This window comes from Halospeciosus flavus, from assembly GCF_029814175.1.
GTDB classification, from domain to species: Archaea; Halobacteriota; Halobacteria; order Halobacteriales; family Halobacteriaceae; genus Halospeciosus; species Halospeciosus flavus.
Genome location: NZ_CP122312.1, coordinates 993,772 through 1,018,913 on the forward strand (window position 1 = coordinate 993,772; position 25,142 = coordinate 1,018,913).

Annotated in this window: 39 protein-coding genes and 2 tRNA genes; 38 read left to right on the forward strand and 3 right to left on the reverse strand. The window is 60.8% G+C overall.

The window, feature by feature from the left end; all coding sequences use genetic code 11:
* The first annotated feature begins 81 nt into the window (after positions 1-81).
* From P0Y33_RS05145 to P0Y33_RS05205, 13 genes are all read left to right on the forward strand, one after another.
* Positions 82-390, forward strand: a complete 309-nt coding sequence (locus P0Y33_RS05145; protein ID WP_279529476.1) for a hypothetical protein — start codon at positions 82-84, stop codon at positions 388-390.
* Between the two features lie 102 nt (positions 391-492).
* Positions 493-675 (forward strand): hypothetical protein, encoded by a 183-nt coding sequence (locus tag P0Y33_RS05150; protein WP_279529477.1) that lies wholly within the window; start codon positions 493-495, stop codon positions 673-675.
* Positions 676-773: 98 nt separating this feature from the next.
* Positions 774-1,100, forward strand: a complete 327-nt coding sequence (locus P0Y33_RS05155) for a hypothetical protein (RefSeq protein ID WP_279529478.1) — start codon at positions 774-776, stop codon at positions 1,098-1,100.
* Positions 1,101-1,173: 73 nt separating this feature from the next.
* Positions 1,174-1,563: a hypothetical protein gene (locus P0Y33_RS05160; RefSeq protein WP_279529479.1), complete on the forward strand. Its 390-nt coding sequence runs from the start codon at positions 1,174-1,176 to the stop codon at positions 1,561-1,563.
* Positions 1,563-1,721: a hypothetical protein gene (locus P0Y33_RS05165; protein ID WP_279529480.1), complete on the forward strand. Its 159-nt coding sequence runs from the start codon at positions 1,563-1,565 to the stop codon at positions 1,719-1,721. Before P0Y33_RS05160 ends, P0Y33_RS05165 begins: the two co-directional genes overlap by 1 nt.
* Positions 1,721-1,897: a hypothetical protein gene (locus P0Y33_RS05170; RefSeq protein ID WP_279529481.1), complete on the forward strand. Its 177-nt coding sequence runs from the start codon at positions 1,721-1,723 to the stop codon at positions 1,895-1,897. The genes P0Y33_RS05165 and P0Y33_RS05170 overlap by 1 nt, the downstream gene beginning before the upstream one ends.
* A gap of 20 nt (positions 1,898-1,917) precedes the next feature.
* Positions 1,918-2,211, forward strand: a complete 294-nt coding sequence (locus P0Y33_RS05175; protein ID WP_279529482.1) for a hypothetical protein — start codon at positions 1,918-1,920, stop codon at positions 2,209-2,211.
* A complete protein-coding gene (locus P0Y33_RS05180) occupies positions 2,208-2,528 on the forward strand; it encodes a hypothetical protein (RefSeq protein ID WP_279529483.1) in 321 nt (106 codons plus the stop codon). Before P0Y33_RS05175 ends, P0Y33_RS05180 begins: the two co-directional genes overlap by 4 nt.
* Before the next feature lie 12 nt (positions 2,529-2,540).
* Entirely contained in the window at positions 2,541-2,888 is a 348-nt protein-coding gene (locus tag P0Y33_RS05185) for a hypothetical protein (RefSeq protein ID WP_279529484.1), read from the forward strand.
* 66 nt (positions 2,889-2,954) lie between these two features.
* Positions 2,955-3,296 carry a hypothetical protein gene (locus P0Y33_RS05190; protein WP_279529485.1) on the forward strand — a complete coding sequence of 114 codons (342 nt, stop codon included), beginning with the start codon at positions 2,955-2,957 and terminating at the stop codon, positions 3,294-3,296.
* On the forward strand, positions 3,297-3,509 hold the full coding sequence (locus tag P0Y33_RS05195; RefSeq protein ID WP_279529486.1) for a hypothetical protein: 213 nt from the start codon (positions 3,297-3,299) through the stop codon (positions 3,507-3,509). It begins immediately after the preceding gene.
* Between the two features lie 26 nt (positions 3,510-3,535).
* Positions 3,536-4,852 carry a PH domain-containing protein gene (locus P0Y33_RS05200; protein WP_279529487.1) on the forward strand — a complete coding sequence of 439 codons (1,317 nt, stop codon included), beginning with the start codon at positions 3,536-3,538 and terminating at the stop codon, positions 4,850-4,852.
* Between the two features lie 221 nt (positions 4,853-5,073).
* Positions 5,074-5,631, forward strand: a complete 558-nt coding sequence (locus P0Y33_RS05205; protein WP_279529488.1) for a hypothetical protein — start codon at positions 5,074-5,076, stop codon at positions 5,629-5,631.
* Positions 5,632-5,640: 9 nt separating this feature from the next.
* Here P0Y33_RS05205 and P0Y33_RS05210 read toward each other — a convergent pair whose 3' ends face one another.
* Both P0Y33_RS05210 and P0Y33_RS05215 read right to left on the reverse strand, forming a co-directional pair.
* The gene (locus tag P0Y33_RS05210) at positions 5,641-6,114 is read right to left on the reverse strand and encodes an ERCC4 domain-containing protein (protein WP_279529489.1); all 474 of its coding nucleotides are present in this window, start codon (positions 6,112-6,114) and stop codon (positions 5,641-5,643) included.
* Positions 6,114-6,635 carry a hypothetical protein gene (locus P0Y33_RS05215; RefSeq protein WP_279529490.1) on the reverse strand — a complete coding sequence of 174 codons (522 nt, stop codon included), beginning with the start codon at positions 6,633-6,635 and terminating at the stop codon, positions 6,114-6,116. The genes P0Y33_RS05210 and P0Y33_RS05215 overlap by 1 nt, the downstream gene beginning before the upstream one ends.
* Positions 6,636-6,999: 364 nt before the next feature.
* Here P0Y33_RS05215 and P0Y33_RS05220 point away from each other — a divergent pair, with 364 nt between their 5' ends.
* From P0Y33_RS05220 to P0Y33_RS05335, 25 genes are all read left to right on the forward strand, one after another.
* Positions 7,000-7,500: a hypothetical protein gene (locus P0Y33_RS05220; protein WP_279529491.1), complete on the forward strand. Its 501-nt coding sequence runs from the start codon at positions 7,000-7,002 to the stop codon at positions 7,498-7,500.
* 196 nt (positions 7,501-7,696) lie between these two features.
* Positions 7,697-7,800: transfer RNA gene (locus P0Y33_RS05225), tRNA-Thr, on the forward strand.
* Between the two features lie 116 nt (positions 7,801-7,916).
* Positions 7,917-7,990, forward strand: a tRNA-Trp gene (locus P0Y33_RS05230).
* Between the two features lie 208 nt (positions 7,991-8,198).
* The gene (locus tag P0Y33_RS05235; protein WP_279529492.1) at positions 8,199-9,188 is read left to right on the forward strand and encodes a hypothetical protein; all 990 of its coding nucleotides are present in this window, start codon (positions 8,199-8,201) and stop codon (positions 9,186-9,188) included.
* A 95-nt stretch (positions 9,189-9,283) separates the two neighbouring features.
* Positions 9,284-9,460: a hypothetical protein gene (locus P0Y33_RS05240; RefSeq protein WP_279529493.1), complete on the forward strand. Its 177-nt coding sequence runs from the start codon at positions 9,284-9,286 to the stop codon at positions 9,458-9,460.
* Positions 9,461-9,568: 108 nt separating this feature from the next.
* Positions 9,569-11,116: a hypothetical protein gene (locus P0Y33_RS05245; RefSeq protein WP_279529494.1), complete on the forward strand. Its 1,548-nt coding sequence runs from the start codon at positions 9,569-9,571 to the stop codon at positions 11,114-11,116.
* An 8-nt stretch (positions 11,117-11,124) separates the two neighbouring features.
* Positions 11,125-12,336: a hypothetical protein gene (locus P0Y33_RS05250; RefSeq protein WP_279529495.1), complete on the forward strand. Its 1,212-nt coding sequence runs from the start codon at positions 11,125-11,127 to the stop codon at positions 12,334-12,336.
* 228 nt (positions 12,337-12,564) lie between these two features.
* Entirely contained in the window at positions 12,565-13,770 is a 1,206-nt protein-coding gene (locus P0Y33_RS05255) for a hypothetical protein (RefSeq protein WP_279529496.1), read from the forward strand.
* A gap of 196 nt (positions 13,771-13,966) precedes the next feature.
* A complete protein-coding gene (locus tag P0Y33_RS05260) occupies positions 13,967-14,428 on the forward strand; it encodes a hypothetical protein (RefSeq protein WP_279529497.1) in 462 nt (153 codons plus the stop codon).
* A 52-nt stretch (positions 14,429-14,480) separates the two neighbouring features.
* Positions 14,481-14,774 (forward strand): hypothetical protein, encoded by a 294-nt coding sequence (locus tag P0Y33_RS05265; protein ID WP_279529498.1) that lies wholly within the window; start codon positions 14,481-14,483, stop codon positions 14,772-14,774.
* 323 nt (positions 14,775-15,097) lie between these two features.
* Positions 15,098-15,277, forward strand: a complete 180-nt coding sequence (locus P0Y33_RS05270; RefSeq protein WP_279529499.1) for a XapX domain-containing protein — start codon at positions 15,098-15,100, stop codon at positions 15,275-15,277.
* Positions 15,274-15,423, forward strand: a complete 150-nt coding sequence (locus tag P0Y33_RS05275; protein WP_279529500.1) for a hypothetical protein — start codon at positions 15,274-15,276, stop codon at positions 15,421-15,423. The genes P0Y33_RS05270 and P0Y33_RS05275 overlap by 4 nt, the downstream gene beginning before the upstream one ends.
* Positions 15,423-15,809: a hypothetical protein gene (locus tag P0Y33_RS05280; protein WP_279529501.1), complete on the forward strand. Its 387-nt coding sequence runs from the start codon at positions 15,423-15,425 to the stop codon at positions 15,807-15,809. Before P0Y33_RS05275 ends, P0Y33_RS05280 begins: the two co-directional genes overlap by 1 nt.
* A gap of 10 nt (positions 15,810-15,819) precedes the next feature.
* Positions 15,820-16,128, forward strand: coding sequence for a hypothetical protein (locus P0Y33_RS05285; protein WP_279529502.1), 309 nt, complete (start codon positions 15,820-15,822; stop codon positions 16,126-16,128).
* 15 nt (positions 16,129-16,143) lie between these two features.
* Positions 16,144-16,473, forward strand: coding sequence for a DUF6378 domain-containing protein (locus tag P0Y33_RS05290; protein ID WP_279529503.1), 330 nt, complete (start codon positions 16,144-16,146; stop codon positions 16,471-16,473).
* Positions 16,470-16,634, forward strand: a complete 165-nt coding sequence (locus P0Y33_RS05295; protein ID WP_279529504.1) for a hypothetical protein — start codon at positions 16,470-16,472, stop codon at positions 16,632-16,634. Before P0Y33_RS05290 ends, P0Y33_RS05295 begins: the two co-directional genes overlap by 4 nt.
* Positions 16,631-16,882: a hypothetical protein gene (locus P0Y33_RS05300; protein ID WP_279529505.1), complete on the forward strand. Its 252-nt coding sequence runs from the start codon at positions 16,631-16,633 to the stop codon at positions 16,880-16,882. The genes P0Y33_RS05295 and P0Y33_RS05300 overlap by 4 nt, the downstream gene beginning before the upstream one ends.
* Complete coding sequence (locus P0Y33_RS05305) at positions 16,866-17,834, forward strand: RecB family exonuclease (RefSeq protein WP_279529506.1); 969 nt, start codon at positions 16,866-16,868, stop codon at positions 17,832-17,834. The genes P0Y33_RS05300 and P0Y33_RS05305 overlap by 17 nt, the downstream gene beginning before the upstream one ends.
* A 156-nt stretch (positions 17,835-17,990) precedes the next feature.
* Positions 17,991-18,365: a hypothetical protein gene (locus tag P0Y33_RS05310; RefSeq protein WP_279529507.1), complete on the forward strand. Its 375-nt coding sequence runs from the start codon at positions 17,991-17,993 to the stop codon at positions 18,363-18,365.
* Positions 18,366-18,383: 18 nt separating this feature from the next.
* On the forward strand, positions 18,384-20,864 hold the full coding sequence (locus P0Y33_RS05315; protein ID WP_279529508.1) for a DNA-directed DNA polymerase: 2,481 nt from the start codon (positions 18,384-18,386) through the stop codon (positions 20,862-20,864).
* An 18-nt stretch (positions 20,865-20,882) separates the two neighbouring features.
* Entirely contained in the window at positions 20,883-21,734 is an 852-nt protein-coding gene (locus P0Y33_RS05320; protein WP_279529509.1) for a DUF6610 family protein, read from the forward strand.
* A 2-nt stretch (positions 21,735-21,736) separates the two neighbouring features.
* Positions 21,737-21,928: a hypothetical protein gene (locus P0Y33_RS05325; RefSeq protein ID WP_279529510.1), complete on the forward strand. Its 192-nt coding sequence runs from the start codon at positions 21,737-21,739 to the stop codon at positions 21,926-21,928.
* Positions 21,929-22,098: 170 nt separating this feature from the next.
* Positions 22,099-22,326: a hypothetical protein gene (locus tag P0Y33_RS19100; RefSeq protein WP_382217080.1), complete on the forward strand. Its 228-nt coding sequence runs from the start codon at positions 22,099-22,101 to the stop codon at positions 22,324-22,326.
* A 339-nt stretch (positions 22,327-22,665) separates the two neighbouring features.
* The gene (locus tag P0Y33_RS05330; RefSeq protein WP_279529511.1) at positions 22,666-23,586 is read left to right on the forward strand and encodes a DNA adenine methylase; all 921 of its coding nucleotides are present in this window, start codon (positions 22,666-22,668) and stop codon (positions 23,584-23,586) included.
* Between the two features lie 7 nt (positions 23,587-23,593).
* Positions 23,594-23,941, forward strand: coding sequence for a hypothetical protein (locus P0Y33_RS05335; protein WP_279529512.1), 348 nt, complete (start codon positions 23,594-23,596; stop codon positions 23,939-23,941).
* 38 nt (positions 23,942-23,979) lie between these two features.
* Here P0Y33_RS05335 and P0Y33_RS05340 read toward each other — a convergent pair whose 3' ends face one another.
* Entirely contained in the window at positions 23,980-25,062 is a 1,083-nt protein-coding gene (locus P0Y33_RS05340) for a PDDEXK family nuclease (protein WP_279529513.1), read from the reverse strand.
* Positions 25,063-25,142: the final 80 nt, after the last annotated feature.

The window sequence follows — 25,142 nt, forward strand, 5'->3', positions numbered from 1 at the left end:
CAGAAGGCCCCTTCCCCGTACCGTTGCCGATGACCCCCTTCGGGGGACGGGCAGGCACGACTGAACCAACCAGACCCAACTATGGCACGACTCAACATTGAGGAAATCGGAGAGGCGTTCGCAAACGGCGACTACGACCACCACAACAGCACTATGTCGGTTCGCTCCGCGACCGGCAAGAACGACAGCGGCCTGCTCTACTCCTACGGAGCCGTCATCGCGGCCCGGTTCAGCGACGGCCACATCGTCTTCTACGACGGCTGGTACGGCTACTCGGTGACGACCAGCGGCCACATCACGAAACTCAAGGATGCCGTCGAGGCGGCGGGAGCCGAGTACGACGAAAGCACCGGGAAGTTCGGTGAGGAACCCGAGGCGGTGACCGCCTAATGGCGGCTCAAGAGATGGTGTGCCCCGACTGCCGGGGCCAGCAAGTCCGGCTCGACGGCGGCTGTCCCGTCTGCCTCCAATGCGGCTGGAGTAAGTGTTAGCGTGGGAACGAAGCCCGACAGCGGCCACCACGGCGGGAATAGCCTGTACGGGGTAATGCGGCTCATCGTTGAAGACCGCGACGGGAACGTTCTCGTGGAGGGATTCATCTCCGACTCGGAGTTGACCTACGACCCGAACCCCGACTTCACGGTGACCATCGACCCAGCAGAGGGGGAGATATAGAGGGGGAGTCCTATTCGGTATTCCCCTATTCGGCTTCCCCAATCCAGCAGGAACCCCGACTCTCCTGTTGGGACTAACCAGACCCAGAGTATCCAGATATGACCCTAACCGTAGAACCAGAGAAGTACCGCATAGAGACCCAGACGGCCACCGTTGGGGACACCGTTACCGTCCCGTACCACTCCGTCGGTATCAGCGTCCACCCGCTGACTCCGTTCGAGCAGTCCGTGACGGTCTCCTACCTCGTCCCGAACGACGCCGACAGCAGGGCCAGCGGGGCCGGTGACGGCAACGAGTTCACCATCGAGGAGCGAGTGTTCGGCCTCGGGGAGTACGCCGACGTGGAACTCCCCTACTACGCCACCGGAACCACCGTGTTCAGCCCTGTGGACGACGAACTGACGTTCGTTTACTACCTCGGCTGACCGCTCCACAGTTTGAAACATCTATGAAAGGGAGCGACGGCATCGAGCGGCGACCAAACCAACCAGACCCAAAATGAACGACACCCCAATCGCTGAGATTGAACTGACCGACGACCACTTCGACTTCCTGTTCAACGCCGGGGCCAGCCCGAAACTCATCGAGGTCGTCACGAAGACGCTCGACGAACTCCCCAGCACGGTCAACCGGAACAGCGCCCGGAGCGAAGTCCAGAAGTACGTCAAGTGGGGCAACCTCGACGGTTCGGTTCCCCCGGAGGAGTTCAGCCACATCGGCGGCCACTTCTTCACAGCCCTCTGGAACGGCGACCTCTACGAAGCCTTCTGCCGGGCCGACCTAAACAACCGGAAGATTCTCCTCGACGTGTTCGGGGAGCGCCGCATCAACACCGACCGACCCGACCACCGGCACCCGACGGTCGGCCAACTCGGGGGTGTGGCCTGATGAAGTACGTCGTCCTCTTCAACGTCCCCGAGTGGCAGGAGGGCTGGGGCTACTCGAAGAACACGCTCTTCGACACCCGACACGACGCCGCTGGGGCGATGGCCCGGCTCGCCCGGCTGAACCCAGACGTGGATTACAAACTCGACGTGTTCGGCTGATGGCGTCCGAGCAATCGACGCTCTGCGACCCCGAAGAGACTCGGCCTTCCCGCCCTGAAGGGGCCTGCCTCCTCTGGGACGAGTGCGGCAATATGACGCCGGGCGGAGCGGAGTCGAACAACCAGATGTGCGACGAGTGCCTTGACGCGGCCCGCGCTCGGGGCCGAGGCATCTAACCACCCAACCAGACCCAATTATGGCAAACGACGAACACCAGCACGCTGAAGTAACGGTTCGAGTATCGCTTCCCGTCAACGCGGAGTCCGACGACGACCGCCGGATGAACCTTATCGCGGACGCCGTTCACGACGCCGTCGGCTCCGGTATGGCCGAGAACCACGGCGTCATCAACACGGAACTCCTGTTCACGGAGACCCCCGAAGAGGCCGCCGAGCGAGCGATGGCCGAGGCCGAAGCCCGAGCCGAGGCGAAGGCCGAGCGCCGCTACGAGCGCCACCTCGAAGACCGGGCCGGGAGGCACCTTCGATGAAGCACGAAGACCACGTCCCGGCGACGGGCAAAATCGGGTGGCACGAGATAGCGAACTACCCGGAGTTCCTGAAGTGGCAGTATTCGGATACCCCCTACCGGGTGGTCGTCCACCTGAACGACCGGGGCCACTTCGAGGCGCTATTCACGTCGTGGTATCCCGGCCCGTCCTACCGAATCCGGGGCAACTGCGGGGGCGGTCACAAGGGCCGTATGCTCGCCGTAGCCGCCGCGAAGGATTGGATGGGGGAGAACAGTCACGGATGCCCGCCGCCGAAGCAGATGGCCGTAGAGGCCGGTCAGATAGCGGCGTACTAACCAGACCCAATGATGAAAAACCGACTCGAAGAGACGACAGCAGTACCAACTGACGACCTGATTCAGCACGCGATGTTCCTCGCCCACGAGGTCGGGGACTGGAGAGTGCCGTCCCCTGAAGACCTTGCCGACGAAGACGCGCTCTACGACGGCGTGCGGGCCTCGAACGTGAAGGACGTAGAGGTTCACGACGACGGCGTTCTCCTAATCGGCGCGTTCGACGTGGCCGTGGTGACCGACTACATCCGAGGGTCGTGGCACCACCCGCCTGAGGTGAAGACACGCCGGGAAGAGGCCTTCTTCTCGGTGATGTTCGAGTGGGACGACGGCGGTTACGCGACCGTCGAAGTCGAGTTCTAACGGCCCTTCCCGAGTCTGAAAATGTATGAAAGCGGCGGGAAGCGAGGTGACCGACCAGACCCAACTATGGCAGACCAAATCAACATCATCGACCCAATCACGGGGGAACCCGTGGACGTTGACCGACACCCGAGCAACCGCGTGCCCGTAACGGCCCTTCCCGAGATGACCGAGGCCGAGCGCCGGGCGCGGCTCGGTGACGAGATGCCGGGAAGCACCCTTCCGGTGGTTATCCGGGCGGACTTCCGGGCCGACCCCGTCGAGGGCGACCAAGGCACCTTCACGAAAATCGTGGAAGAGGACTGCCCGACGTGCGGTTACGACCGGGCGAACTTCACGTACCACACTCTCGCCGGAGTGGGTTACGTCGAGTGTCGAGCCTGCGGCGACGGCATCGAGGAGATATAGATGAACCCCGGAGACCGCGTCTACTTCAAGTACGGCGCACAGAAAGCGTGGGGAACCGTCCGGTCGGCTGGCGAGAAGCGCGTTCACGTCCAATCGGGGAGTGAAGGCGTCTACATCGACCCCGACGACGTACTGAAGGTTGAGCCGGAGCCGGAGAACCGGCTGAACCTGCTGGGCGAGCGGCTTCGCTTCAGCGGCGGCCTTGGACAGTAGCGAGAACACCCCTTCCAGACCCAACAATGTCTATCGAGACCCAGACCCAGAGCGACAGCAGTATCGAGACCGAGACCATCGACAACCCCGAGCGCGGATGCGGCTACCTCAAGAGCGGGAAGGCGTACCTCCGGTCGGACGTAGGCCCCGGCGGCGACCTCCCGGCGTTCGTGGAGTTCGCGGAGCCGGTTCCCTTCAAGGAGAACCGGAAGCGGTCTTACAAGGAGTTCCCCGGCCTCCAGTTCGAGTTGGCCGTCACCGGCCCCGGCGGTATGACCGAGACCGTGCCGGAGGGCGAGGCTTCCCGCCACGTTGAGCGCCTGCTTGCCGACCGCCCGACCGGCACCCACGCTGGGGAGATGGTCGAGTTCGAGAGCCACGACCTGCTCCTCTCCGTCGGGAAGTCCCACTACCGGGCGGTCGAAGAGTTCGTTGACGAGGCTCGCGTCCACGGCGTCTCGAAGGCTATCTCCGTAACCAGCGGGAACGCGCCGCCCGAGATTAACCCCGGACGCACCCGGCTCTTCCTCATCCACCCGAACGCGGTTCGGACGACGAAGGAGGTCGAGACGACCTTCTCGGAGTACGACCCCGAGACCGACACTCTGCTCACCGTGAACGGCGAGCCGGTCGAGAACGAGCCGGTGGTGACGGAGACCGCCGACCCCGACCTCCCCGTGACGCTTGAGCGCCGCCTTCGGACGGCGGGCATCTTCGGCTACACGTACCTCACTCGGGTCGTCTACACGGAGGACGAGGACGGTGAGATTCCGAAGTATGTCCAAGACTACGAGGCGACCGGCGACCTCGACGTGGTCAAGCCCGGCAAGCCCGAGCCGTACAGCGAGCAAGAGGCCTTCAACGACGACGGCGAACTCAAAGAAGAGTACGACGACGCCCTCGACGCTGAGGCTATCGTTGAGGGACTGGAGGCCGCCGAAGACGAGGTTCGGGAGTTCGCGGAGACGTTCACCCCGGACGGCGAAGGGGCCTTCCTCCGGGGCGACCTCGACGCCGGGAAGGACGAGCAGGAACCCGCGACGGTTCCCGACTTCGACGTGACCGAGATGGAGCGAGCCGACTTCGGAGACCTCGCCGGACAGGGCTGGGTCGAAGCCGAAAGCCCCCTTATGGCCCACGACGCCCTGAGTGGGGCCGACGATGGAGCGTTGGCCGTCGTCCACGGGGAGAGCGGCCCGGAAGCAGTCTTCCCCAGCAACAACCTGAACGTCACCGAGAAGGGCGGTTACACGCAGGGCGTGAGCGTGGTAGGCCCCTACCGCGTTGAAGCCCGGCTCCTGAACACGGGCGGTCGCCGCGTGAAAGTCGAGCAGACCCGGTAGAGCGGAGAAGTTAAGCCCTCTCCCGGCCTGAAATTCATTGATAGCCCCGGAGAGGCAACCAACCAGACCTATGCCGAATTACGCCTGTCAACACGACGGGGACGGCTTCTACTCCGAGACGGAGACTCACCACGGCTCTTATGAAGTGTGGGTTTGCGCCGAGTGCGGCCACGAAGTCCCCATAGATTTACGAAGCCCAGAGCGCCTTAAACGAGTAACCAATGCAACAGGGGGCGCAAGAAGGACTACTGAATAACCTCGGACAACTTCTATCTCTTGAGACTATTTCGGCAGTAGGAACACTTCTAATACTCTTCTTTACGGGGCTAACGTTTTGGCACCAAGTCATCAGAACACCGCGTTCAGAGGTGAGCCTATCTGTAAAAGAACGGTCTGAGCCGTACTCATTAGGCAAATCAAATCATACCTTCCGTGCGCCCACGGCTCAGTTATCCAATAGTGGAAAGATGGTCGCGCTTATCGAGGATGCTGATGCCTCTGCCACCTTCTTGGATTGTCAAAGTAGAGAAGAACTGGACGACGAGGCTCTACAAAGCGAAATCGAGGTCGGCATTAGCAGGCTGGGAAGAAATACCAAATTGAAGAGTGGTTCTACCCGCCGAGATAAAGCAAGTATCTCGATAGATGACGTAACAAAACTCCCCCCGGAGTTCCAAATCAGAGTCAGATACGAATACGAAATAAAGGACAATATTAGGGAATATGAGAAGTCTATCCCGACTGAGTTCAAGTTCATAAATGAGGCTGTTGCTGAATAACAGCAGAAGTCAGAATAGGTCGGTCGCGGTGTGGATGTACCACTTATCGAGCAACCGTAGCGTTTCCTGTTTTCCACCCTCGCGGTCTTCGGCCCACTTGAAGTCGAGCGTGCCGTATTTGAACGGCCACTTCTTCACGGTGCCGACGACGGCGTTCGGGTGTATTTTCGAGTAGTACCGGCCCTTGTAGGCGTCAGTCATCGTCGCTTCGATAACGACGGCGAAGTTGTCGGCCTGCTGGGCGCGGTCTATCTCGGCCTCGAACCTGTTTCGGTCGGTGCCGACTGACCGGGCGAGGTCATCGAGGCTCTTGCGTTCGACAGCGAACTCCGGGTAGAACTCCTCTTTCCCGGTGTTCGGATTTACGTCATAGTAGCCGAGGCCCTTCACGGCGTAGTCGCCGTAGTTGAGGAGAGCGGTCTCGGTCTCCATCGCGGGAAAGTTGTACGGCTTCTTCTCCCGCTCGTCAACGAGGATAATCATTAGAGATGCACCCGATTCAGAACCTTCCCGTAGCAACTGTGGAGCAGATGTTCGGAGTAGCCGAGGTCGGACAGGAGGGCCACAAACTGCCCGTCGTTCGTGTTTTCGTCACGAGACGGGTGGTACATCCTCCCGTCCTCTCGGGCGACCACAGCGGCCACCATAACGGCGCAGAGGGTGGCGTCAATCCCGCCCGGAGTAGAGAGTTCCGAGAGGTCGAGGTCGGAGAAGGCTTGGCGTCCTCGGGAGTGTTGGTAGTGCGTCAGTTCGAGTTGCGATGCGATGGCGTCGAAGAGGGCGAGGTTGTCCTGCTGGCGCAGAATCTCGTTGTCGCCCCACTTCCCGTTGCGGATGCCGGTGTTGTAGGCGGCGAGCCGGGAGTAGTGGTCGGAGACTTTCTCGGTTCCATCGAGGCGGTGCGTAGAATCGTATTGAGCAGAAGCGTCGTAGCCGTAGAACTTCGTAGCGTTAGGAGTGTCTGGTTCGGTCAGAGGCTCTGCGTGGTCTTCGTCGTATGGCATTTGCTGTCACATTTGGGTCTGGTGGAGGGCAGGGAGGGCCGGAGCCGGTGTGCTAATAGAGTCACATACCGACGTGTAACGGCTATACTCAGACTCCCAACCGGAGTCCTAACCGGGGTTCCCCAATGCGGCAGGAACGTAGGACTCTCTGATTGGGAGTATCCTGATAGGAGAAGTCTGGTTAGGACTACTCCGAACAGGACTACCCCAATAGGAGAATACCGAATAGGACTCTCCCCTCTATTGTCTCCCCTCTCTGGACAGACCGAGGAAGAGTCCCGAAACCGGGTGCCGTCACCCTATTTCCCCCATCACAATGACAGAGACAGTATTAAGCGTGTCGGTGACCGAGACTGGTACAGAGATGCCCGAGAACGACTGGAGGAGGCCGTATGCGGCAGGTGCCTTAGACTGGGGCGGAAACTTACAGGCCTCGCTCCGCAAGAAGGGGTCTTCCAAGCACGGCTTCGAGGTCTCCTTCGAGATAAAATTCGAGAAGGCCAGCCCGGAAGCCGTGGGCCTACTGGACGAGTTCTGCGAAGACCTCGGCCTCGACCCCAAGGCGAACATCTACCAGCGGGACGACGGCTCGGAGCGTTACCGCGTCCGGCTCACCCGCCGCGACGACGTGCGGGAGTTCCTTCAGGCGGTCGGCCCGTTCGTGGCGGCCCGCCACGAGCAGGTCGAGATACTGCTGGAAGACGTGTTCCCCCTTCTGGACGAGGGCCGCCACCGGACGGCGGAGGGGATGGTCGAACTCGCGTCGATGCTCGACAGCGTCCAAGAAGCAGGCTTCCAGCGCGGCGGTTCTCACAAGAAGTACGACGCCGAGACCGTGGCGGACGAACTCGGCGTAGAACTGTAAGGCCCCTTCCTGACTCGGCTGACCGGCAAGATTATATAGACACACCAAGTTAGGATGGCGGAAGGTAGGGCGAGAGGCCCGGATAGGGTCGCTCGCCGTCTTAGAGTGCTTCAACCGATACGGTTATAGTACCTCACCAAGTTAGGATGGGGGCTAAAGGCGGTACTCGGTGGGGTACTCTCATACAGCCCTTTCTGGAGACGTAGTGATAGCGGCCCATCACGGGGCACGGGTGACGATGAGAAACGTCGCCGGATAAGAAAAGATGCCCAGACGCAGGTTCAAATCCTGCCGTCTCCACTCGGGGATACGCCTCCCCCGACAGAACAACCTCTCTCTACTCTGATTGGCCTCTATGAGCGGCCCGTGAGGGAATCGTAGGGTTCTTATCTACTCCCCCCTGCCCTCACACTCACGGGGACGTGGCTCAGCCCGGCAGAGCAAGCGCCTCCAGAGCGCAAGGTCGGGAGTTCAAATCTCTCCGTCCCCACTTCTACTCGGAATCAGCCACACAGAGTGGCTTCTCTATTCGGCACCCGGAGTTCCCCGGTTAGGGCGGGGAGCGTTCCTGCTGGGTTCGACTCCCGGCTCCGGCCTTTGGGGTGACCCAAGAAGTCAGACAACCAGTACCCCACCGAGAGTAGCACCGCCCGACAGAAGACAACCACCCGCAGGAACGGCCTGCAACCAGACCCAAAATGTACGACTACAACTCCTACGAGCAGGACAGCGGCAACAACAACAGCGGCTCCGACAGCGGCAACGGCGGCTCCAGCGAGCCGGACAAGAACCTGACCATCACCCCCTACGCCCCCATCGAGGGCGAGATGACCCGCGTGTTCGGTAACGCGAACAAGTGGGGACAGAGCCTCGGCATCGCTATGGAGGCCGTCGAACTCGTAGATGGGTGTCTCTACCACGACCCCGAGAAAGGCAAGTTCAAGGTCTTCTCGTGGCGCGACGTGGTCGGCATCGACCCGAACGACCCCGAGGCCCCCGAGGTCTCGGCGGACGACGCCAACCAGTTCCTCGTGAAGAACTACGGCGGCACCGAGAAGCGGTACGAACTCGTGGAGGCCGTCGTGATGGCGAACGATGACGAACCCGCCGACCTCGGGAACGTTATTATGTGGTACGGCGGCTCCGACCGCTTCGGCCCCAAGTCGGCGTCGAAGACGCTGGCGAAGATTCTGACCACCCACGGACGGGACGCCGTTGTGGACGACAGCGATATCCACAACTGGCTGGCCGACACCTCCGGCGACAACATCCTGCGCGGTGACCTTCAGGGCCGCCGCGTCGGCTTCTTCGAGGTGAAGAAGCAGTCGAACCAGAGCGACCGCAAGTACCACCACCCCATCGTCAAGGACGTGGAGACCGGCGCGGACGTGACCGTGGCGAACAACACGGCGAGCGAACAGGGCACCCTCGACGGCGGGAACGCCCCCGCCGAAGAGGGCGACGCCGAGCCGGAGGCCGTGGCCGACGGCGGCCCCGCACAGGCTGAGGAAGTCCCGGCGGCCATCGAGGACTTCATCTCCACCTGTCAGACCCTCGGATACGACGACGAGGAGAAGGCGGCGGCCCTGCTGGGCGACCTCGTGGAAGACGCCGGGAACGACCTGACGGAGAATCTGGTCGAGGACTTCGGCGGCGAGGAAGCCGTCGTCGCCCGCGTCTTCGAGTAAGGCCCCTGCCTGCTCGGTGAACAGACCCCAGAACGCCCCTTCTCAACCAGACCCAAATGGAAATCGACACTCTCGAAGTGTATTACGACCGAAAAGTGCAGTTAGACCAGTTCGAGCCGATTACGTTCGGCGCGACCGCAACCGTGAGCCTCGAAGACGGGGACGACCCCGACGAGGTGTACGCCGAGGTGGCCGGTGACCTTCAGGACGCCGTCGAACGCGAACTCGCCCGGCGCGTCGCCACCAAGAAGCGCGAAGAGCGCGACGAATAGGGCACCGCTCGTTTTTCCCGCCGCGTAGGAGTATGAAATAGCGCAATGAAATAGCGGCGGCGCTGTCCCGAGAGAGAACCGAGGCGTAACCAAACCAACCAGACCCAAATGAGCGTAGAAGCACAACTGTACGACACGACGAACGGTATCGACTGGGACGTTCCCGAACTCCACACCATCCTTCAGGTCACCCGAGACCTCGGCGTGGTCGGGGAGGAAGACACCTGCCTCACCGTCGCCACGGCGTCAATCAACGGCGGTCTCGAAAGCGGGGGCGGCCTCTTCGTCCTGTATAGCCCCGCTCGCGGTGGTAAGGACTTCACCCTGCGGAAGACGCTGGAGGCCATCTACGGCCCCGGTATGGTCTACGAACACCCAACGGACGAGTCCGAGACGGCCCGGTACTACTCCGCGAAGGAGGCGAACAAGTACCCCATCCACATCGTCGGTGACCTTGCCCGCGTCGGGGAGGGCACCGAGAAGATGCTCAAGGACTGGGGCGAGGGCAACGACTCGATTCGGAAGGTCACGGACATTACGAAGTCCGAAGACGACGACGACCGCACCCAGACGATGACGCTGGAGTGTCCCCGGATTGTGTTCGCCACGATGGCGACCGACAACCGGAACGCCGACTTCAACGACTTCCCAGAGTTGCTAAAGCGGGCGTTTATGCAGTCCGTGGACACCACGAAGGAACAGACCGAGCGCGTCATTATGCGGAAGGCCCGCGAACACTCCGGGCAGGTCACGCTCAACGTTGACCCCGTCGAGCGGGCGAAGATTCGGGAATACTTCGAGGCCATCCCGGTCTCGCTGTTCACGGACAACGTGAACAACAAGGTGATGAAGCCGGGGATGGAGGAAATCGCCCGACAGACCATCGAGGAGGGCGCGATGATGCCCACCGAGTTCAACGAAGCCCGCTTCGACTTCGACCGGCTCGCCTCGATGATGGGCAATATGGGCCTCCTCCACCACGCCGACCGGATGACCGTGGACACCGGAAGGGGCCTTCTCCTCCTCTCGACGCCCGTGGACTACTGGTACACGATGCAGGTGATGGGGAACAATATGGTAATGTCGGCGCTGAACCTGACCGACGAAGACCAAGCCATCCTTCGGCTCCTGAACGACCTCGACTACGCTCCTGCTCGGAAGGATATCCAGCAGGAACTTCGCCGCCTCGGCCACAACATCCGAGACAGCGACGTGAAGCGTAGCCTCGACTCGATGCGGGAGTCCGGGTACATCACCGAACACAGCGGAAGCCCCCTTACGTACTCCCTCTCGGACTTCGCCTCGGTGACGGACGTGAGCGTGAGCCTCGACTACTCGGAAATCGTTGAGGCCGCCGCTGAAGAGGTGCGGAACATCTCGGGCATCGAGCCGGAGGTCGCGGACGAGTACGTGCGGCGGTACTGCGAGGGTTCCGGCACCATCGCCGTCCACCCGTTCACGGGAGAGGCCGTCGATATCACCGAAGACGACAGCCTCGGGGAGATGACCGAGCAAGCCAGCGAGGCCCGCAAGGCCGCCTTCAACGGCGAGGAAGTGGACGACGAGATGGCGTCCATCTTCGAGGAAGAACCGCTCCACGCCCAGCAGGCGAAGGAGCAGGAAGCCCAGCAGTCCCTTGGTGGGACGCTTGAGTAGATGGTGAGATGAATACAGAGACAGAACTCGTAGCCGACGGATTCCGGTACTGGGTGGACTCGTGGCCGCGTCGAGCGACCAAGTATCAGCGGTGGGCGACCACTCCAGAGGAAGCCGCTGAACTCGTCCTCGACGCCGAAGACGACCCCCAGAACTGGCCGTTCATCTCGGTGTATTCGTTCCCAGACGGACACACCAAGGACGGGAACATCCCGCGAATCGACCGGCTGTTCATCGACCTCGACGTTCCTGACACGGGTGATTACCGAGGGAGCGACCGGGGCGACCCGACAGCGGCGTGGATTCGAGATATGAGCAAGTTGCTGGTGCGAGCGCGTAAGGTCGCCCGGTTCTTGCTCAAGACCCAAAGCCCGGAGTCGTGGCAAGTGGTCTTATCGGGACACAAGGGTATCCACATCGACTTGGTGTTCCCGCCGATTAGCACCTCGAACGGGGACTTCTCCCAGTTCATCAACGGGCTGAACGCCTACACGGGGGCGCTCAAGGAATACATCATCGAGGCGACCGGACTCGACGACCTCGAAGAGTATATCGACGTGGACTCGTCCGACCTCGGACGGATGCGCCGGGTGCCGAACACGAAGCACCTCGGGGCCAGCAAGGCCTTCGGGGAAGACCGCTTCTGCGTCCCGGTGACGCTCGAAGAGTTGGCGACGCTCCGGCCCGCTGACTACATCGAGTTGACCCGACAGCGGCGGGAACTCGACGCCCGGTTCAAGCCGACGCCGAACGAGAAGGCCGCCGAGGTGTTGACCCAGCGTATTCGGAACGCCTCGTCCTCGGCTCGGTCGGTCGGCGGCGCGACCTACGACCGGAGCCGCGTGAAGCGGTACGAGAAGAACGCGAACGACAACATCACGGTGGACGACCTCGACTTCGTCCTCTCGGATAGGCCCTGTATTATGGCCTTCCGCGACCGGGATGATGCGTTCGCTCACCGCTCTCAGTCCCATATGATGGAGATGTACGTTATCACGCATATGATGGACAAGAACGTACCCATCGACACGATGGTAGAGTTCTTCAGGGGTCTTCCAGAGTTCGAGGAAGACTACACGAGGGAGCGTATCGAGACGTACATCTCCCTCGACTATTCCCCGATGAAGTGCGAAACCGTGTGGCAGAAGGCTCCTACCTTCTGCTTGCAGGATTCGTGCGGCATCTGGGTCAGCGAAAACGCCCGACGGGAACGGGCCTGACCGATACAGTTAAGATAGAGTACCCGGTTATGATGGGGGCTAAGAGGTAGCCTTTCTGAACCGCGAGACAACCGACCAACCACCCGATTCCTCACAGACAACCGATTGAGGCGTTCCGCAGTCCAAGCCTTCCAGCAACGAAGACACGTAGCGACACCTCTCTCTGCCGTTCTGCCGCCGCTCTCACCGCCGAAACCACCCGAGAGCGAGGAATCTCTGCCGACCCAAATGAATTATCTCGACCAGTTGACCACCAACCAGCGAATTGCCGCAGAAACCATCGGTGAAGACGGGGCTACCGCCGCAGAGGTGGCGGACGCTCTGGGCTACAAGTCCACTTCCGGGGCCTACGACATTATCAGTCGGCTCCGGCAGGCGGGCGTCCGAATCCCCGAACCCGAGGAAGGGGTCTACCGCATCGAGGGCTACGCCCCGACGGTTGACGACTCCGACGAGACCCCCGGCTCGGTTGATGTTCTGCGGACTCCCACGACCACGAAACAGTCGGTGAGCCGGACGGCGACCGACTTCCTCGCGGAACTCGAATACGACCTGAAGAGCCGCCTTCAGCAGTACGCCCCCGCCCGAGCGGACGGCGGGCTTCTCGCTGAAGAGGGCCACGAGGACTTGGTGTTCTTCCGCACCGACGACCACTTCGGGCAGACCGAACGCAACGAGTACGGCGAGGAGACCTTCAACTCCGATATCGCGGAAGACCGCGTATGGCAGTACGTCGAAGAAGGCCTCCGAGAGAAGGAGCGCCGGGAAGCGGCGGGCGTCGAGTTCGACACCGCCCATCTCCTGCTCGGCGGCGACATAATCACGAACGAGACTATCTACGCGACCCAGCCGCACTCGATTGACCTCCACCTTCGGGGGCAGATTGAGCGGGCCTCGACGGTCTACACGGAGGTCATCAAGCGGCTGGCCGAAGAGTTCCCGACCGTCCAAGTGGTGACCCAGCACGGGAACCACGGGGAACTCCGCACGGGCGGACAGACCTCGGCGGCCAACGCCGACGATATCGTTTACTCGATGCTCGACCTCGCCATCCGGCAGTCCGGCATTGACAACGTGACGTTCATCCAGAACGACGCGACCTACTTCACGAACTTCGAGATGCGCGGCCATCGGGGCCACATCCGGCACGGCCACGAGAAGGGGTGTCTCGCTCACATCGGCACCTCGTCTCCGAAGGCCCGCTGGGGTTCGTGGCTTATCGACAATCAGTTCGACGTGGCCTACCGGGGTCACTTCCACGAGATGAAGGTCGAGCCAGTCGCGGGCCGTCCCGTGATTATGGGCGGGACGCTCCAGAATCAGGGCGATTACACAGAAGGCCTCGGGATTGCGTCATCCCGTCCGGCGGGTATCCTCCACGGCGTCAGCGACGACGAGCCGATGGCGTGGATGAAGCCTGTCTATTTCCGGTAACGTTCCAGAAACCGGACAGACAGGGCGTAGCAGACTATCGGGGCATCCGATATGTTAATGCTCGCTTACTACCCTAATGGATACTGCCTACTACGGGGACGACGCTCCCTCCTGAAAGCCTGAACTGGCACCACGTCGATAGAGGCGTGGCTGTCTTTCGCTCTCTCCCAGCGTCACGAGTAACAACCACACCTAAATGTCCGCTCACAAGGAAGGCGTCCGCGCAGACAAGTTCGAGATTACCGGCCTGAAGTCCCGCCTCGTTTTCGATTATCACACCGCATCTTGGCAATGCGACAAGGAACTGGAAGACCATATGAAGCCCGCACACGACGGGAACGGCGATGTTGCCGTGGTCTGTCCGATGTGTGACGTAGACGAGTGCGAGTGGGAGATGTACCCCGGCGTGTACGGCCCGAACACGCTTCTGAAAGAGGTCTTCCACTACACGATGGGATGCCCGGAGTGCGGCTCGGCGGGCTGGTACGACCACCGAGGCGAGGTAATCTGTGAGAACGACGAGTGCGGCGTCGTCATCAGCGGCGAGAAGCCGATGATGCTCCCAGAAGACCACTTCGACGGGCGTTGCGGCGGTGATGGGGGAACCGGGATTCCCGCCATTATGGAAGCCCAGCCCGCTGAACCCGACGTACAGTAAGACGACCATATTCGACGGAAATGCGGCGTTTCCTATCTCCTACCAGACCCAAATGAGTCAAGAAGTTGAGCCTCCGGTCTCGGACGACCTGTTCGATACCGAGACCGAGGCCGACCCCGAAGTTGAACAGATGCTCCAGCAGGCCAAGGCCTTCCACGACCAGATAGACGCGATGAAGTCGTGGAGCCATCAGGCCTTCGCGGAGGTGACCGCTCGGGCCGCCGTCCTCGAAATGGGCGACGGCGACGAGGAAGACGTTGCGGAACTCCGCGACGTGGCCCGCCACCTGCTGACGGTGGCTGACCGAATCGAGGGCGGCGACGCGAGCCGCGTGAGGCAACCGTGAGATACCAATGGCAACACGTCAGACCCGACGATGAAGGCGGATTCGATGTTGAAGGTCGCGTCGTTCACGTTGCTGTTACTTCGTCTGACCCTACTCGGGGTGCGTATCTGCTGGTTGCGACTGAAGACGGGCGAGATATCCCCTCGGAGTTTGCGGAGGATTCCGAAGGAGTAGACCTCTACGCGGCGGGAAGCCCCGAGCCTGTTGCGACCATCGAGACCCCGACCTGTTCCGGCACGAAGTCGGACGACTCGCCTTGCACCCGCGAGGTCGAGAACGATGGCGACCGATGCTGGCAACACCCCGTCGAGGATGAATAGCCGATGAACACCCTCGCTGTCGCTTTAGTTGCGGCCCTCCTGACCGGGCTTGTCCTCGGCGGCCTCTTCGGCCACCTTGGACTCCCCAGCCCGGCACCCGGCACGCTCGCGGGCGTTCTCGCCGTCTCCGGCTCCGTCTGCGGAATATTCCTCGGCTACCTGCTGACGACTACCTACCTATGAATCCGAACCACCGACTCGCTAACGCACAGCCCGCTCACCAGCCCGGCGAAGACGAAGACGCCCCGCACCGGCTCGCTGGGGCGCTCCCCGTTGAAGCGCCGACGGACACGCCCCGCGACGAGCGGGGTGACCCCATCTTCGACTAATGACCATCATCGCGGTAGACTTTGACGAGACCCTGACCCGTGACTCCGGCGACCCCTACAAAGCGGGGGGCGAACAGCCGGACGAGGCGATGGTCGAGTACGTGCGGCGACTGAAGGAAGACGAACAGTACGATATCGTCGTCTGGACGGCTCGCCCGTGGAAGCACGCGGGCCACATCGCGGGCCTGCTGACGATGTGGGGCGTCCCCTACAACGGCCTGAAGTGCGAGAAGGGCGGCGCTCACGTCTATCTGGACGACAAGGCGGTGAACCACACCCGAGACGGGTGGGAAGACCGCGTAACGGCCCTTGCCGACTATGACAACCACGACCCAAGCCAACGAGTCCTCGAAGAGTACGAAGAGCGAGGAGACGTGGAGGCGTGAACTCCACCTGATGACCGACGACGGCTCGGTGTCCTACCCGGACGTTGCCGACGCCGCCGAGGTCTCCGAAGGCCGCGTCCAACTGGTATTCCTCAACGGGGAGACCGAGATGGTGGACGGCCAAATCTTCGCTACGTGGGAGAACGACTGGAAGTTGTGGATGGACACCGGACGAGGCATCATCCACGCGGAGCCGGTGTCGGCTCCCATCCTCACGCTCCCGTACACGAGGAAGAACGACCTCATCAAGTTCGACTACGACGGCTACGAGAACCGAAAGGCCGGGCGCATCAAGCGCCTGAAACGCTACGACCTGTAACCACACCAGACCCAAATGAGTATTCAACACAACCGCAACGTCGAAGAAGCGGGAAACCTCGCGTCCGAAGTCGGTGGCGTCATCGCTGACCGGAACGGCACCCACGGCGACCCCATCGAGAACCACGACCACATCGCTGACCTCTGGAACGCCTATCTGGGCGGCGTCCTCGTAAGACCCCTTCGAGGCGACGAGGTGGCCGATATGATGATTCTGCTGAAACTCAGCCGGAAGCACGTCGGCGGGATGGACACCGACCACTACCGGGACGCCATCGGGTACGCGGCCATCGCGTCCCTCTACGTCCCCGAAGACGCCGACAACTCGGCGGAGGCCCGAGAGTGACCTTCTCGCTACCGGACGCCGAGACCGAGTCGGAGACGATTCGGAAGAGCCGGGAAGCCATCGAGACCTTCGAGCGCGACCGTAAGGAGCGGGAACGCCGACGCCTCGAACTGTCCCGTGAACTGAACGACCCCACGCTGGGGCCGGGGATGTGGCCGTGAGCGACCCCGAGGTTCCCGCCGCTTCCGACGCCGAGATTGACTCGGTGCCGGGCCTGCGGACGGCGCTCGAAATCATCGGTCACGCGAACCAGACAGCCCACGAGAAGGGCAAGTGCGTCATCGAGTTCGAGAAGACCGAGAGCGGCGCGATGAACATACAGGATATCACCCAGCACGTCGAGGTGCTGGAGGGTGTCAACGAACTGCTGATGCGGGACGACGAGGAAGAAGATGCCAACTCAGAGTGACCGACTGACGAGCCTGCGTGACAGCACGCCGAAAGGCGAACTCCCGTATATCAGCAAGAGTCGGCTGACGAAGTACGTGAAGTGCCCCGAGCAGTTCCGGTATTCCTACGTTCAGGGCCTCAAGGAGCCGGGAACCATCTACACCCGACGCGGCACCATCATCCACGAGGTGCTGGAAGACTACTACTACGCCGTCGAGGCCTACGTCGAGGAGACCGGGGAGTTCCCCGAAGACCTCGTCGCCTTCCTGCCGGAGTGGGACAGGTGGGCCGACTATCTGGAACCGTACATCACGAACTTCCTCAACTTCGAGTACGCCCGGATGGAGGTCTCGCCCGACCCCGAGACGTGGCTCCCGGTCGGTATCGAGGCCGAGTCGTGGCTGGAAGACCCCCTCCCCGACCGCGAGGGGCGACAGCCGCCGTGGATGGGGTACGCGGACGCCATCTACGACGACCGCTCCGTTCCCGGCGTCGAACCCGCTGGGGGCGTCGTCATAACGGACTTCAAGACGGGGAAGACCCCCAAGAAGCAGTACCGCGACGAGGGCATCTACCTCGAAGGCGAATACTACGCCGTCCTGTTCGAGCAGGAGTGGGACGTAACCGCCGTTGCCGGGTACTACCCCAAGGGGGACGACCTGATTATCAGCCCCCTCAAGGAGTCTCGCCGGGAGTTCATCTACGAGACCATCAGCGAGATGCTGGATATGATGGACGCCGACGAGCCGCATTGGCCCATCAACGAGACACCGCTCTGCAAGTGGGGGCCGGGCCGGGACGAGCAATGCTCCTACTACGATATCTGCTCGTCTACGTGGGGTGAAGCCCTGAAACACGACGACCAGTTGAAGGAGATGCTGGACGCCGGGATGACGCCCCACGAGATAGCGCAGGAACTCGGCACGAAGTCGAACTACGTGACCTACGCGATGCGGAAGATGAACCTGTAACGGCCCTTCCTGAGTCTGAAAGATGTATGAAAGCGGCGGGAAGCGAGGCGTAAACCCAGAGACCAACCAGACCCAATGGCTACGAAACAAACCGACGGACTACTTCAGAGAGTTGTAAGAGGCCTTCTCGGACAGGGATTCACCCACGTCGAGAACGTGACCGACCTAATCGAACACCGGGGAACGACCCACGCCCTGCTGGAATACGGCGGCGAGACCTTCTCCGTTCGAGCGAAGGACTACCGCTATCAGGGTAAGGCGTCCTTCGGTCTCGAACAGGTCGAGGAAGCCGCTGAGAACGGCTACGTCCTCCTGTCCTACGTGCAGGAGGATAAGTCGCTCCGAGTCTACGACGCGCCGTTCCTGCTGGATACGGGCACCGTCTACGAACAGCCGAGTCAGAAGTCCGTCTCCCGAGAGTGGATTGAGATGGATGCCGACTACGGCGTGACGCTTGCGGACTACGTGAACGGACGAGCCGAACCCCGGTCGCGGGCCGGGGACAACGCGACGCTCGGGAAGTTCTACTAACCACCTAACCAGACCCAAATGCTCGAAATACTCGTCACCAACACCGCCTGCATCGAGAACAACGACGACACCTTCACACTCCGCCTCTACGGGCGTGACGCCGACGAAGAGCGGCACACGGTTACCATCACGGACTTCCGGCCATACTTCTACGTGGAGGCCGCTGAGGCCCGTGAGCGGAAGAACGAACTCCTCGGGGAGTGCGGGATGCGGGAGTTCGACTTCGACGTTGACTGCACCGGCTTCTTCGGGGAAGAGGTCGCCCGCGTCTACGTCACCACGCCCGGCGACGTTCGGAGCGCGAAAGAGGAGTTCCACGGTAAGACCTTCGAGGCCGACGTGAACCCCACCCAGCGCGTCCGAATCGACCGCGACGTGAAGGCGTGGATTCGCGTTCCCGGCCCGGAGGCCACGCTGGACGAGGTCGAGGCCATCGAGGCTCCCGTCGAGAACGACCCCCGACCTCGGACGGTCGTGTTCGACATTGAGACCGACGACCGAGGCTCGTTCCCCGAGCCGGGCGAGAAGCGTATCACGTCCATCGTCGCCTACGACTCCTACGAGGGGGAGTACGTCGGGTTCTTCGATACGGCGGGAAGGCCCGTCGAGACGTGCTTCCCGAACGGGAAGCCCGAGGAACTTGACCGGCTCCACTACTATCCTGACGAGCGCGTTATGCTCATCAACTTCGGGGAGTGGGTCGAAGAGCGCGACCCCGACCTCATCACCGCGTGGAACGCCCCTTTCGACGGGCCGTACACCATCGAGCGGATGAAGAAGGTCTCGGCGCACCCATCCCGGCTGTCTCCCGAGGGGAACGCCCACGTCACCAAGCGCGGTGACCCGAAGATTCTGGGGCGGACGGTCTACGACCTGCTCCACGCCTACAAGAAGAACTCGTGGGGCGAACTGCGCTCCTACTCTCTCGACTACGTGGCGGGCGAGGAACTGGGCGCGTCGAAACTGACCCACGAGGAAGGGTACTTCGAGATGTGGCGGGACAACCCCGAGAAGTTGATGAACTACAACGCTCGGGACGTTCGCCTTACCGCCGGGATTGACGAGGAGGCCGGTGTGGTCTCCTTCCGCGACTCCCTGCGGAAGATGGTCGGCGTCGATTTCGAGGACACCCGAGAGAACTTCCAGTTCATCGAGATGATGGTTCGCCGCAAACTGGACGAGCGCGGCGAGGTCGGCCCGACGAAGACGCGGACGAGCGCGGAAGACTACGAAGGGGGCTTCGTGGTCGAGCCGTACTCGGGGAAGGCCACCAACGTCGTCGGGATTGACTTGGCGAGCCTCTACCCGGCGACGATGAAGATGCTGAACACGTCGCCCGAGGTGAAACTCGACGCGACGGAGCCGGAACTCGGGAAGGTCGCGGTCGCCCCGAACGGGCAGGCGTTCTCGCTGGAGCGGGATGGCCTCTTCCGGCAAATCGTGGACGAAGCCCTCGACCTCAAGATGACGTACAAGCGCCTCAAGCGGGAGGCGGAACCGGGGTCGGATGAAGAGGAAAAATACGCGGAGATGTATCAAGTGAGTAAGACTATCACCAACTCTATCTACGGCGTTTTGGCTTGGGCCAAGTTCTTCCTCTACGACCGCAAGACGGCAGAGGCCATCACCCTCGCCGGGCAGGCGGTTCTCAAGGAGACCGCCCGCTACGTCAACGAGGAAACTATCGCTGAAGTGATATATGGCGACACGGACAGCAACTATATCAGATTCCCGAGGAATATGCGGCAGGAGTCCTGCCTCGAAGCCGCACAGGAGATTTGCGACACTCTCAACAACGAGGTCTACCCGGCCCTCGCGGAAACGATGGGCGTACCCGCCGAGGATAACCTCTGGGAGATTGAGATTGAGATGTTCGCGCCCCGGTTCTTCCAATGGGGCCGCAAGAAGAAGTACGCCTACGCGGCCTCGTGGAAGGAGGGGATGGACTTCGACCAGTCCCTCGACCAGTACGATATCTCCATCAAAGGTAGCGCGGCGAAGCGGAGCGATGCTTCCCGCCTCACTCGGGACACCGAGAAGAAGGTCATCAAGGCCATCCTTCACGACAAGGACAACAGCGAGATAGCCAACTACGTCTACACGGCGGGAACCTCTCTCGACCCCGACGACCCCGACTGGGAGAATATCGGTATCCCCGGCGGCATCGGTAAGGAGTTCCACGAGTACGACTCCCCGACGGCTCACGTCGAGGCCGCGATGAACAGCAACGAACTCCTCGGAACGGAGTTCTCGAAGGGGTCGAAGCCGATGCGGTGCTACATTATGCCCACCTACGTTGACGCGCTGGGCGAGAAGATAGACCGCATCGCCTACGAGGACGCCGAGCAGGTCGAGGACACCGGCCTAACGCCGGACGTAGGCCGTATGACCCAGACGCTCATCATCAACCCGCTCGGCCCCGTCCTCGACGCGGTCGGCATCGACGTTGAAGCCGCCGTGGAAGGGCAGTTGCAGACCGGCCTCGGCGCGTTCTTCTAACCACCCAACCAGACCCAAATGAGTACCCAGCAGAAACTACCCGTAGGAGATACATCTGTACCGACCTCAAACCAGCGGGAACGCGACGTAGTCTTCACAGCCCGTGGTTCCGCCGACGCTACCGAAGCGGCGTGGCGGGTCGGGGCGCTCATCGGCTACGAGTCGATGAACTACCGGCCCCCGGAGCGGTTCGACGTGGACTTCGTGGACTGGCCGTTCTCGAAACTGAAGAAGCAGACTGTTCCCGACGTAGAGGGAGCGTGGCGAGAACACCTGAAGACGGTGCGCTCGGAGAAGCCCCGTTACGCGGTCGCCCCGGACGCCGACGAGGTAACGGGCGACTGGGAGTGGGTTCTCGACCGGGCCGCCGACCTCGAAGAGTACGCGGAGACCGTTATCGTCGTCCCGAAAATCGTCCACCCCCGCGACGTTCCGGCTCGCTATCGGGTCGGCCTTCCCTGCCAAGAACGGTACGGGCCGAGTCCGCACCCGTGGACGGCCTACCGTGACTGCCCGGAAGTCCACTTACTCGGTGGCTCCCCGGTGAAGCAGGCGCAGGCCCGGAAGTATGGCGTCCCCGTCGAGAGCGCCGACACTACAAGCCCCCTTACGGCGGCGAACTGGATGGGATACTTCGACGGCTCCGGCTGGACGAAACTCCCCGGCGGGCGGTCGGACTACTACGAGTGCGTCCGGCGTTCGTATAGCAACCTGCGGTTTGCCCTGAACCCTGACCGCTCGGTGTGGTCGCCACGGGCACGGAACGCACAGCACGACCACGCCGCTGAGTGGAGGGAGTCGAACGAAGACGCGGATTGCTGGGGGCCGGACGAGGAGGCCCCGAGCCGGTTCTACGAGATGTACGCTTGAATATGAGCAACGAAATTCCTGACCCAGAAGTTAGCATCGAAGTCGAATACAGCGGGTTCCCGCCGTATGCGGACAAGTACGGCCTGAACTGGTACACCTGCCTCCAGTTGACGCTCGTGATGAAGTTCCCGGTCTCGGAGACCGCTCACCTCGAATCGAGGATGCCTGCGACCCCAGAGCGGGTGGCCCTGTAATGCCCATCGCTTGGCGGGTCGAAGAGCGGTGTCCTCGGTGCGGGAACAGCGACGACGTGTGGATGTTCGAGAAGGAGGAAGGCACCGTCATCAAGGAGTGCTACACCTGCGAGGACTGCGGCTGTGAGTGGACAGAGGTAATAAAGAAAGAAGATGTAGACTGGGGATAGATGCGCCGATTCACCGAGGGTGACCGTGTTAGAGTGGATATTCCTGACGAGACAGACCCAGACCACGAGCGTCATCACGGTGTTCACGGAACCGTTGTGGGAGTTTTATCTGATAATGCTGGTTCAGTAACCGGAGACGACCGCGACTCCTCCTTATACAGAGTCGAACTCGAAACTGGGGAAATTAGCGATTTTAGATGGAGAGACTTGCGCCCGCCGATAGAATGAACTCAATCGGTTTGCGTCCAGACGAAGGAAGACCCGATTTCCTCTTTGTGAATTAGGCCTTCATCACAGAGGGAGTTCAGGCGACGGTAAGCCAAGTCGTATGAACAGCCGACTTCCTCTGCGACCCTTGATGTAGTAGCAGTATCGAGCGAACTGACTGCATTTAGAAACGCCTCCCGTGGGTATCGCTCGGTGAATTTTCCCGAGTCCTCATCACGGTCGGTTGGCACAGGAGACACTTTTTCCGTGCAATTGCTTAAGGGTACAGACAACGCGACCGTTCAAGACATATTGAATGGATATGTTTAAGGCCCAAGCCGGTACATTTGGTAACGAGAAATGGTCAGCCCGATTTTGAAGTGGGCCGGTGGGAAGCGCCAACTCCTCGATGAGTTGTACGACCGATTTCCTGAATCCTACGAACACTTCCACGAACCTTTCTTCGGTGGCGGGGCAATGTTCTTCGACCTCGAACCCGAGAACGGGACAATCAACGACACGAACGCGCGGCTCATCAATTTCTATGAGCAGGTTCGTGACCGACCCGAAGAACTAATCGAACTACTCGAATCGTTCGACGACCCTGAATCCGACCCCGACCCTGAACGTCGGTTTTCGGAATCGAACCGGAAAGGAAAGGAGATTAAGAACTACTACTACCAGCAACGCGAACTATTCAATAATCGGCCCTACGGCGACGAGTACGACGACCTTGAAGAAGCCGCACTCCTACTTTACCTGAATCGGACGTGCTACAATGGCCTCTATCGTGAGAACAGTAGCGGCGGATTCAACGTACCTATCGGGCGGTACAGTAATCCTGATTGGGTGCGCTCCGAGGAGATTCGGAACGCGAGCCGCGTGTTGGAGAATACCGAAATTCACAACCGGGACTTCGAGTATGTTCTTGAGGCGGCTGAGGAAGGGGACTTGGTTTACTTTGACCCGCCATACGAGCCGATGAGTCCCACCGCGTACTTCACGGACTATTCGGCGGAGGGATTCGGGAAAGAAGACCAAGAGCGTCTGCTTGAGGTGGCACAAGAACTCGACCAGATGGGCGTGAACGTCATCCTCAGTAACAGCGGCGTGATGTACGAAATGTACGACGACTCCGGCTTCTACGTCGAAGTTGAGGGCGCTACGCGCTCCATTAATAGTGACGGCGAGAACCGCGACGAAGTAGACGAGATTATCGCCACGAACATCGCCCCTGAGCGACGACGGCGTGCAGGACAACAGGGACTCGCGGACTTCTAACCAAGAAATGGCGAACCATTCTGATGGAGATATTGACCGGCTCGTAGAAGAGGGGGAAGAATCATTCCGAGCGGCAAAGGAAATTGCCGGGAAGATGTACCCAGACGCCGAGTTACGCACTACTCGATATGCAACAGCGGATGATAGCCGTCACGCCCCAGAGGGCGCGTGGTTGTCTGGTGTCTCACTCGTGTTTTCCGACGATACCGACGAAGAGACGCTGAAAAAACGGGCCGAGAAGATTCAGGAACGTCTTGGTGAGGATAATCGAGTTCTGAACGCAAACGTTCGTTCTGAGACGAATCCACGGAAGGAAGTCACCATCGAAGTCGCTGACTACAAAGACCCACGTTAGCCCCTCTTACTGACGCCTATTCTACTTCCTTCGCCATATCAGAAATGCGCTTGTGTCCCATCCGTGGTGAAGTTATATTTCTCAACCTGAGATAGTAGCCGGTCGGGGATGTAACCATCAAACGTGCTGGTGAAGCCGGGCGCATAGACGTGAATAGTAATCTGGTTAGCCTCATCCCCGAGCCGGTCGTGAAGCCATTTGAGATAACGTTTGACCTGAAGTGCCGCTGACTTCCCGGCTTTCCGTATCTTCAGTTCGAGGACGGTATTCGGAATCGTCCCGTCCCGAATCATCTCCTCCGTGAAGTAGCACACGTCGGCTTTGTCCATATCAGCGGGTTTGAACGGGGAGATTGGAACTTGACGGCAGATAGTCGCGTCGTCCGGTTGCATATGCTCAGGGAGGAGTTCAGGGTTCGCAATCAGGGACGCCTCAAGATGGGACTCGGGATGTGCTTCCTCCGGTGAGTCAACACCGTATTCCGGCGAGAAGGGGACGGGGTCGCCATCTAATTGCACGGGTTCATCGCTAACTGTCTCAATCTCTCCTTCGTGGTCGTTCTCAAGGAGGTCGAGGAGAATATCCGTCTCTCCGGGTGTGATTGTGCAGAACCCCATACCCGCGATGCTGTTCGAGGGAAGTGGGTATGGGTATTCTCCAAGTTCAAAATAAAGTTGGTCAGAGATAACGTATCGGCCCGCCATATCTTCGTTGTCCTCAAACTGTATGAGGAAGGGTTGGCACTTTTCCCCACGGTCGCCCCCCGCGTCGAAGACCCCTGCTTCATCGGTTTCCTCATAATTCTCACGAGGAGACTCGTCCCACACCAACGGGGCGTTCGCTTCCCGCCCCATCGGGCTTTTTTGACCGTTGATGTAGAAGGCCCCATACTCGTCAGACCCGACAATTTGACCGCCGTAATAGATTTCGCGGTCAAGGAAGAAGAAAACGTGCTTGCCTTCTCGGGCGGCGGCATAATCAGCGAGTGTCCGGTAGTGGGCGCTCTGGGAGGATGGCTCACCATACTGCGGAGTCATATGCTGACCATACACCCCTTCGTCAAGGTACAGTTGGAGGGTGTCCTTGTCATAGAGGGTGATGAAGAGTCCGCCTTGATTCATACCCCAAACCAGACAGGCGAATTACAAAACAAGCCGCTAAAGATAACTTGAATGGAACGGTGAGACCGAAATACCCACCT